At 29.4% G+C, this 7,634-nt stretch carries 7 protein-coding genes; 4 read left to right on the top strand and 3 right to left on the bottom strand.

The features are described 5' to 3' along the window. The first annotated feature begins 287 nt into the window (after window positions 1-287). The 4 genes from CLVI_RS17840 (at window position 288) to CLVI_RS08105 (ending at window position 3,731) form a co-directional block, all read left to right on the top strand. Window positions 288-632 carry a hypothetical protein gene (locus tag CLVI_RS17840; protein ID WP_242980623.1) on the top strand — a complete coding sequence of 115 codons (345 nt, stop codon included), beginning with the start codon at window positions 288-290 and terminating at the stop codon, window positions 630-632. 21 nt (window positions 633-653) lie between these two features. Next, window positions 654-2,291: a methyl-accepting chemotaxis protein gene (locus CLVI_RS08115; RefSeq protein WP_278320513.1), complete on the top strand. Its 1,638-nt coding sequence runs from the start codon at window positions 654-656 to the stop codon at window positions 2,289-2,291. Window positions 2,292-2,566: 275 nt separating this feature from the next. Continuing rightward, window positions 2,567-2,917, top strand: coding sequence for a hypothetical protein (locus CLVI_RS08110; RefSeq protein ID WP_106059621.1), 351 nt, complete (start codon window positions 2,567-2,569; stop codon window positions 2,915-2,917). 34 nt (window positions 2,918-2,951) lie between these two features. Beyond that, the gene (locus CLVI_RS08105; protein ID WP_106059620.1) at window positions 2,952-3,731 is read left to right on the top strand and encodes a hypothetical protein; all 780 of its coding nucleotides are present in this window, start codon (window positions 2,952-2,954) and stop codon (window positions 3,729-3,731) included. 77 nt (window positions 3,732-3,808) lie between these two features. Here CLVI_RS08105 and CLVI_RS08100 read toward each other — a convergent pair whose 3' ends face one another. From CLVI_RS08100 to CLVI_RS08090, 3 genes are all read right to left on the bottom strand, one after another. After that, window positions 3,809-4,834, bottom strand: a complete 1,026-nt coding sequence (locus CLVI_RS08100; RefSeq protein ID WP_106059619.1) for an NYN domain-containing protein — start codon at window positions 4,832-4,834, stop codon at window positions 3,809-3,811. 262 nt (window positions 4,835-5,096) lie between these two features. Further along, window positions 5,097-5,267, bottom strand: coding sequence for an aspartyl-phosphate phosphatase Spo0E family protein (locus CLVI_RS08095; protein ID WP_106059618.1), 171 nt, complete (start codon window positions 5,265-5,267; stop codon window positions 5,097-5,099). 160 nt (window positions 5,268-5,427) lie between these two features. Next, on the bottom strand, window positions 5,428-7,542 hold the full coding sequence (locus CLVI_RS08090; protein ID WP_106059617.1) for an EAL domain-containing protein: 2,115 nt from the start codon (window positions 7,540-7,542) through the stop codon (window positions 5,428-5,430). Between the last annotated feature and the right edge of the window lie 92 nt (window positions 7,543-7,634).

Genomic DNA, 7,634 nt, shown 5'->3' with positions numbered 1-7,634 from the left:
TATGTGGATTAAAAGGATTTGGAGATATTAGTTACAATTAAGAGTAAAAATGCTTAAGGGAAGTTATAAATATATACTGTAAAATAATGGATAATAAAATAGTTGCCCACTTTTACTTGACTCAATCATAGAAATCTTTGTATTGAATTCCAATAAAATATGTATTATTATTAATAAAAAGACATAATATCTGATATTTTTATAAATTCAGCTATACTTTCTTATCATTTCATAAAAATCATTTTAACATCAAAACTACTCATTATATTTTAGGGGGGCGAATTCTTATGAAAAGTATTAAAACCAAAATAACGTTAACATTTTCATTAATATGTATCTTTCTTGTTTTATTTTCATCTATTGTCAGCTATTTTATAGCATCAACTGCAATACAAAATGAATCTAAGGAAAAGATTCTCTTTGCTTCGCAAAAATATTCAGAAATGATTAATGGTGTGCTTGATGGACAAGCTAAAATATTAAATGAAATTGCATTTAATATTGGAAACGACCAAAATTTCAATGAAACAGATACCCTTTCATATTTAGAAAAAAAATTAAAAGTTAATTCTAATGTAACCGATATATATTTAGGTACAAATGAAAAGCATATGCTTGATGGCGCTGGCTAGGTTCCACCTGCTGATTATGATATCACGGCTAGACCTTGGTATAAGGCCGCTATAGCTAAAAACGGATTAATATATACTGCTCCCTATTTAGATATGACAACTAACAAAATGGTAATAGCTATAGCAACTCCAGTAATAAGAAATGGACAAACCATAGGTGTTGTAGCTACTGATGTTAACCTGGGCAATCTTACAGATATTATAGAAAAAGCGAAACCTGTTGATAACAGCTATGCATATTTAATTGACTCTGAAAACAATATAATTATGCATCCTAATAAAGACTTTCAACCTACTGATGAAGGTTTACAAAGTTTAACAACAATTTTCGATGGAAATTATATGCCAATAATAAATGCAAGTACAAACAAAGAAGCAATAATGTTTAAAGACTATGATGGAGAGCAAAAATATTTTATTTCCTCTAATGTAGCCGTATCTAATTGGACTATAGGTTTTGCTATTCCAATAAGTGAATTTCAAAAACCTTTAAACACACTAATAACATCGCTGATCATTGTTCTTATTGTATCTCTTGGTATCTCAATTGGTATTTCAATGTACTTTAGTGATAGAATTAGCCGTCCAATTTTAAAAGTTGCAAAACTAGTTGGTAAAACAAAAGATCTTGATTTGGTTGATGATCATAGCTATGATAGTTTGTTGCAAAACAAGAGTGAAATTGGTGTTATTGCAAACGAAGTTGCGCAACTACGGTCTACTCTCAGAACTATGGTAACTGATTTACAATCAAGTTCAGATAATGTACTTGAAAATTCAAATAGTGTATCAGATTCAGTGAAAGAAACTGCTCAATCTATAGAAGTAGTTAATATTACCGTTAGTGAGTTAGCAAAAGGAGCTAGCGATCAAGCGCAAGATGCACAGCAAAGCGTTGAAGAATTAGATGCCTTTACTAACAAGGTAAATACAGTTGTTGAAACAGCAACTAAAGTAAAGAAGTATTCTAATATAACTCAGGAAGTAAATAAAGTAAGAATTAATTCCACAAAGATTCTATCAAAGAAATTAAAAGAAAATAATGATGCTTCTAAGAAAGTATCAGAAAATATTGCACAATTATCTAATAAGTCAGAACAAATTGGGCAAATAGTAAGTAGTATTGAATCTATTGCATCACAAACTAATTTACTTGCATTGAATTCAGCTATTGAAGCAGCAAGAGCAGGCGAATCAGGAAAAGGCTTTGCTGTAGTTGCTGATGAAGTAAGGACTCTAGCAGAACAAACCTCCGAGGCAACTAAACAAATTTCCACTATGATTCAAGAAATTCAAATTGAAATTAAAACTGCAAAAGACAATATGGATAATGCAGAAAAAACTAGTAGTGATGCTAATTCATCCATGACTGATACAGAAAACTCATTCCAAACTATTGGTGATTCTGTCATAGAGATGAATAATAATCTAGAACAGCTTATCAATAAAATTAATGAAGTTAATACTGGTAAAGAGATTGTTGTAGGCAGCATACAAGGAATTTCTGCTATATCAGAAGAGTTTGCAGCATCAACACAGGAGGTTTCAGCTTCAATGGAGCAACAAACTAGTTCAATTGAGATTATTGCTGAAAACACAGAAAATTTAAAAACTATAGCAAATAGGTTAAATGAAATAATCTCCAAATTTATTGTATAATTTCCAATCTTATAAATGGGAATGTAAATTTAATATTTGTTAGTACTGTATAACTGGAAATTTAATTTCCAGTTATATTTTTAGATTTTTCTAAGTTTTGTTAGGAAAAACGACATTATCAACTACAACTCCTATTACAAATCAAAAAGTAGCTTTAGGGACTGACATAGTCACATCCATAGCAAATATTTACATTACTCTTACTGGATAGTATTCTGAACACAGACAAGTTATGTAATCGAGTGTATCCTTTACATTAAGAAAGGAGAAGTTTTATGCAAACCAATACTATATCAGACATAATTGAATTTGCTAAAAATGAGTCTATTATCCTGCAAAAAGTATCGAAATATTGGAATCAGCAAAATAAGTTAGATAGACCAGATGGAGTTTTAATTGTAACAAATTATCGATTAATTTTTATAACAAAGCTTGAGTCCACATTTACTAAGACAGGATTATTAGTCTTTCCTCTGAACCTTATTGAAAATTTAGAAGCTAAGAGGGTTATGTTAATTAGTCCTGCAATATGTTTCAAAGTTCAAGGCACAGTATATATGTTTACATTATTTTCAAAGGCAAAAGAAGTTGTTTATGAAATAGAAAAATATAAGGCTACAGTATAGTTTTGTATGAGAACTTTAGAGGGGGATATCTTAAATGATTATTACAATAACTCAAACAAAATCAAATTCAGCAGCAGAATTCACCGTATCTACAAATGGTAAGTATACAAATTGGGGGCAGTGTCCAAGTATATTTAAGTCATTTTCTTGTATATTATGTGATGAGAATCGCGAATTAATATATCAAACTAAATATCAATTCATTAATAATTTAAAAAACAATATACCCTACATATGGATATTCTCTGAAGTACACACTAAAATATGCTCAATCCTTAATCCTAATAATGAATCAATTGGATCTTTTGAGCATGTCAGAACTGGCTGGCTGGGTACCTACGACAATATAAACTTTAAAAATTTTAATATAAAGGCTTATAGTATATCTAAAGGAACTAATAAAAATATGCTTTTATTCTTAGGCGATAAGCAAATTGGTCAAATTGTTAAGAGCTTATGTGTTATGGATAATTTGGACAAGTATTATTTATATCTGCTTGATGAATATTCCCAGCTTTCACAAGCTTTATCAATGTTCACCTTATATTATGATAATTGGAATTATGGCCATCAACTAGAATATGTTAAATATAAAGCAGTATATCAGAAAGAATATACTTTTTCTAAATACAATAAATTATACAATCCTGCATGGCTTAGCAGTAATTTCAACGAGATAGAAATTGATAATTCTAAAGTAACTAATTCGATTAAAAAATCTGCTAAGAAACTAGTAATATGGTTTGCTATTGGTTGGGGGATCGTTTTGTTAATAATTCTTATAATATTTTTAGTTGTTTATATAAATAGCTAACAAAACTATATAGTTGCTTTTATATTAAAATCAAAAAAATCACCAACTAAATGGTGATTTTGTATTCATAACTAAGTCTACTTACTCTTTAATGTTGTCTTACAAGGATTTTTTTCAGGAATTACCTTCTCCAATGAAACGTTTTGTCCGCTGGTTCTTACTCCCAAACGACTTAAATCGTTTATTAATTTTGAAAATTTTGCATAACCGTAATTCCTCACATTAAAATCAGGATAACCTTCTAGTAATCTTTTATTTAATTCACCCATATTAATACCCTTAACTCCAATTAATTGAAGAATTGTTTGTTCGATTTTTTTTACGCTAATATCATTTGTCTTCAAATGTACAGTTATAGTATTTACTTCTGTTTTTAGATCTAAGGAATCAAAACTAATTAGAAACTTTGATAATTTAGTATAGCCATAGTTTCTAACATCAAAATCAGGATATCTTTTCACAAGACGGCTTCCTAACTCTCCAATGCCTATGCCTTTTGACTCATCGCCATTTTCAATTATGATTTTTATCATTGATTCTTCAATGATTTTAATATCAGTCATATTCTTAACTTCTTTTGATCTTTGTTCAGATATGGAATTCACATTATTGTCTGCATTTGATATTACTTTATTTAAGTTGTATCCAGCAGTATCTCTCTCTTCATCCTCTGATAGTATATCAAGATATTTGAATATATTACATGCCACGCTGAAAGGTTTAGGTGTTTTAGCCTCTCCCATTCCGATTACTGTCATTCCTGATTCTCTAAGACGCACTGCCAATTTTGTAAAATCGCTATCACTAGAAACTATACAAAAACCCTCTACATAATTAGAATACAGTATATCCATAGCATCAATTATCATAGCTGAATCTGTTGCATTTTTTCCCACTGTATAACCATATTGTTGAATAGGAGAAATAGAATTCTCTAGCAACACTTCTTTCCAACTTGTTGCATTAGTCTTAGTCCAGTCCCCATAAATTCTCTTATATGTTACAACTCCATAATTTGATATCTCATCTAATATGTATTTTATATATTTTGATGAGACATTATCAGCATCTATTAATACTGCAAATCTTTTTTCCTCTATCATCTTTATACCCCTTTATAGTTGCCCTCAAATGCTTTTTTTGTTTTTTAATAACACTTTAGACATATTGTTATAATATATTAATCCACAAATTATGTGGACATATCACCTAATTATTTATTACTTTACTATCATTTTTACATTGTCTAATTCCACTAGTGTAAATACCTGTCAAGTTTAATTTTGACTCTATAAATGCTATTTGTCAATTACTTTGAGTTTCTTTTACTAAGGAGAGATATTTCTATCTCTCCCTTTTTTTGTTCTACTTGTCTACTTTTTTGAATAAATTGTGATACTCATTCAAAGCTTCATCAAGTTTTTGGCTTGCAATAATTACTTCTGGATCTAATAAGCTTTGTTTCTCATTAATTAAATCCTGTAATGATTGTCTCATTTGGCAAATCTTTATGTTTATTATATGTTCGTTTTCCATATTATCCCTCCTTTCGCTATTTAATTATAGCGAAAAAAGGTATACTTATCTTTAATTGTAATTTATATGTAATCTATTAGATAAAAAAGGCACCTATATTTCTATAGGTGTCTTTTAATATAAAATGATCTTTTTATTTTCATTTCAATTTAATATTAAATTAGATAGGTTCAGGTTTAGAATAAATAAAGCCTTGAACAATATCAAATCCAGCTGCAGCGACCATATCTAATTGTTCCTTTGTTTCCACCCCTTCAGCTACTACAGAATAATTATAAGCCTTTGCAATATGGTCAATTGCTTTTAATAGATCAAATACTCTCTCATCTGTTGATAGACCTTGAATAAAGGTTTTATCTACCTTTATTTCATCAAAATCAATATCCTTAACATAAGTTAAAGATGAATAACCAGTTCCAAAGTCATCTAAAGATATCTTTATACCAAATCTTTTTAGCACGGCAATAATCTTTCGAATAGTCTTAAAATCATTTATGAATATATCTTCTGTTATCTCTAGAATTATTTTATTTGGATTTACGCCACTATTTTTTACCGCAGTAATAATAGTATTAGCAAAATACTTCTCAAAAAAGAATAATGGTGAAATATTAATTGAAACAGTAAGTCCCTGTCCAAATTTCTCCTCTAGTGCAGGGTAATCTTTAAGCACTTTTCCTATTATCATCTTAGAAAATCTAGCAGTCATATTTGCTTTATCAACAGCAGGTATGAAAACTACAGGACTAATAAAGCCTAATTCTTTGCTATTCCACCTTGCTAAAGCTTCAACCCCTATCACTTTATTTTCTTTAATGCTAACTTTATTTTGATAATATACTTTAAACTCTTCATCAGCTATTGCTGCTTCAATATTATTTATAATTTTCGCTTCATACTCTAAAGCTTCTGCCATAGATTGCTTGAATTTATAAATTATTGTATGGCTATTCTCTTTAGCAATTCGTAAAGCTACAGTAGCTTTTTTATAACAGCTTTCAAAATCAAATCCATGCTCAGGATATGCGCAATAACTAATATGAAAATAAAACTTCTGATTAAAACCTATTTTTTTCAATTCTTCTGCAAATTGTTCCTTTAAGATATCTACTTTATGTGTAATTTGAGATTCATCCCAAGTCTCAATCCATGCTGCAAATTCATCTCCACTAAGTCTTGCAATTAAATCATTTTCTGTTTGAAGTCTTTGAAAAACAGAACCTATTACTTTAATTATCTGATCTCCAAACTCATTGCCAAGTATTGAATTAATACTCTTAAAATCCTTAATATCCATTAAAATAATAAATGCTTGTGAACAACCATTCTTTATGCGGCTATCTACATGTTCCTTAAATTTATTCCTATTATATAATCCACTCAATTTATCATAATAAGCAAGATATCTTATTTTCTCTTTTTGTCTTATTAGATTTTGGTGAGCATCATCTATGGAATAAACCATTTCATTAAATCCAAGCACCAATTGTCCCATTTCATCTTCACTATTTATATCTTTAATACTGGAGTAAATTCCTTTTTCTGCAAGTTTCATGTTTTCGACTACTTTTACTAAGGGTTTTGTTACACCTCTAATATAATAAATAGAAATAAGTATTCCAATTAGTAACATGACTGAGGTTGTAAAAATCATTATAACCATAATACTAATTGCACCTTTATTATAATCCGCCATATAAGATGTAGCTGTAACCACCCAGCCCCAATTTTCATCCCATCTAGAATAGCTTACTTTTTTACCAAGGTCAATAGAATTTGGTACATCCCATGTATAGTAGGAATACCCTCCACCAGCTATTCCTTTACTAATTTGATCTTGAACCAATAAAAAAGAATTATTACTTTTATCGGTAGAATTCCAAACATTTCTATTTTCTAGGGTTGGATGCATAAGTTCCATCCCATCTTTGCTATATGCAATAAAATAACCATTTTTACCCAAGTCTATATTATTCTGCACAGCTCTTACGCCATTCTGATTTTTGCTCCCAATCAGAGACTTTTTCACCTGTTCTTGGGCTTCTTCCAGGGAAATAGATCCATTTTCGACAGCATTATTCTTTGACTCTATAAGAATTAGAGCCATTTCTACGCCATTTTTTAAAATCACTTCACCTTTATCATCAAGGGCATTTTTTGCAATAAAATAACTGGTTATTCCAACAGATAAACAAGACATCAAAATTAATCCAGTCATATAAATTAAAAGTCTATTTTTAAGTTGTACGCCTCCTAAGAAACGAAATTTAAGCATGCCTCCACCTCAATCTAATCACAATAGAAACCTTAATTACTTCTAGTAGTGTTTTACTAATATTATAGCATAACAATTACATTGTTATCTAC

Origin of the sequence: Clostridium vincentii, assembly GCF_002995745.1 — a bacterium.
Lineage (GTDB): Bacteria > Bacillota > Clostridia > Clostridiales > Clostridiaceae > Clostridium > Clostridium vincentii.
Note: the sequence above shows the minus strand (reverse complement) of the source record. Positions and strands in the feature narration are given on the sequence as shown.

Coding starts and splice junctions, on each gene's coding strand:
- CLVI_RS17840 (WP_242980623.1), top strand. CDS start 288: ATGAAAAGTATTAAAACCAAAATAACGTTAACATTTTCATTAATATGT.
- CLVI_RS08095 (WP_106059618.1), bottom strand. CDS start 5,267: ATGGAAAACGAACATATAATAAACATAAAGATTTGCCAAATGAGACAA.
- CLVI_RS08110 (WP_106059621.1), top strand. CDS start 2,567: ATGCAAACCAATACTATATCAGACATAATTGAATTTGCTAAAAATGAG.
- CLVI_RS08105 (WP_106059620.1), top strand. CDS start 2,952: ATGATTATTACAATAACTCAAACAAAATCAAATTCAGCAGCAGAATTC.
- CLVI_RS08100 (WP_106059619.1), bottom strand. CDS start 4,834: ATGATAGAGGAAAAAAGATTTGCAGTATTAATAGATGCTGATAATGTC.
- CLVI_RS08090 (WP_106059617.1), bottom strand. CDS start 7,542: ATGCTTAAATTTCGTTTCTTAGGAGGCGTACAACTTAAAAATAGACTT.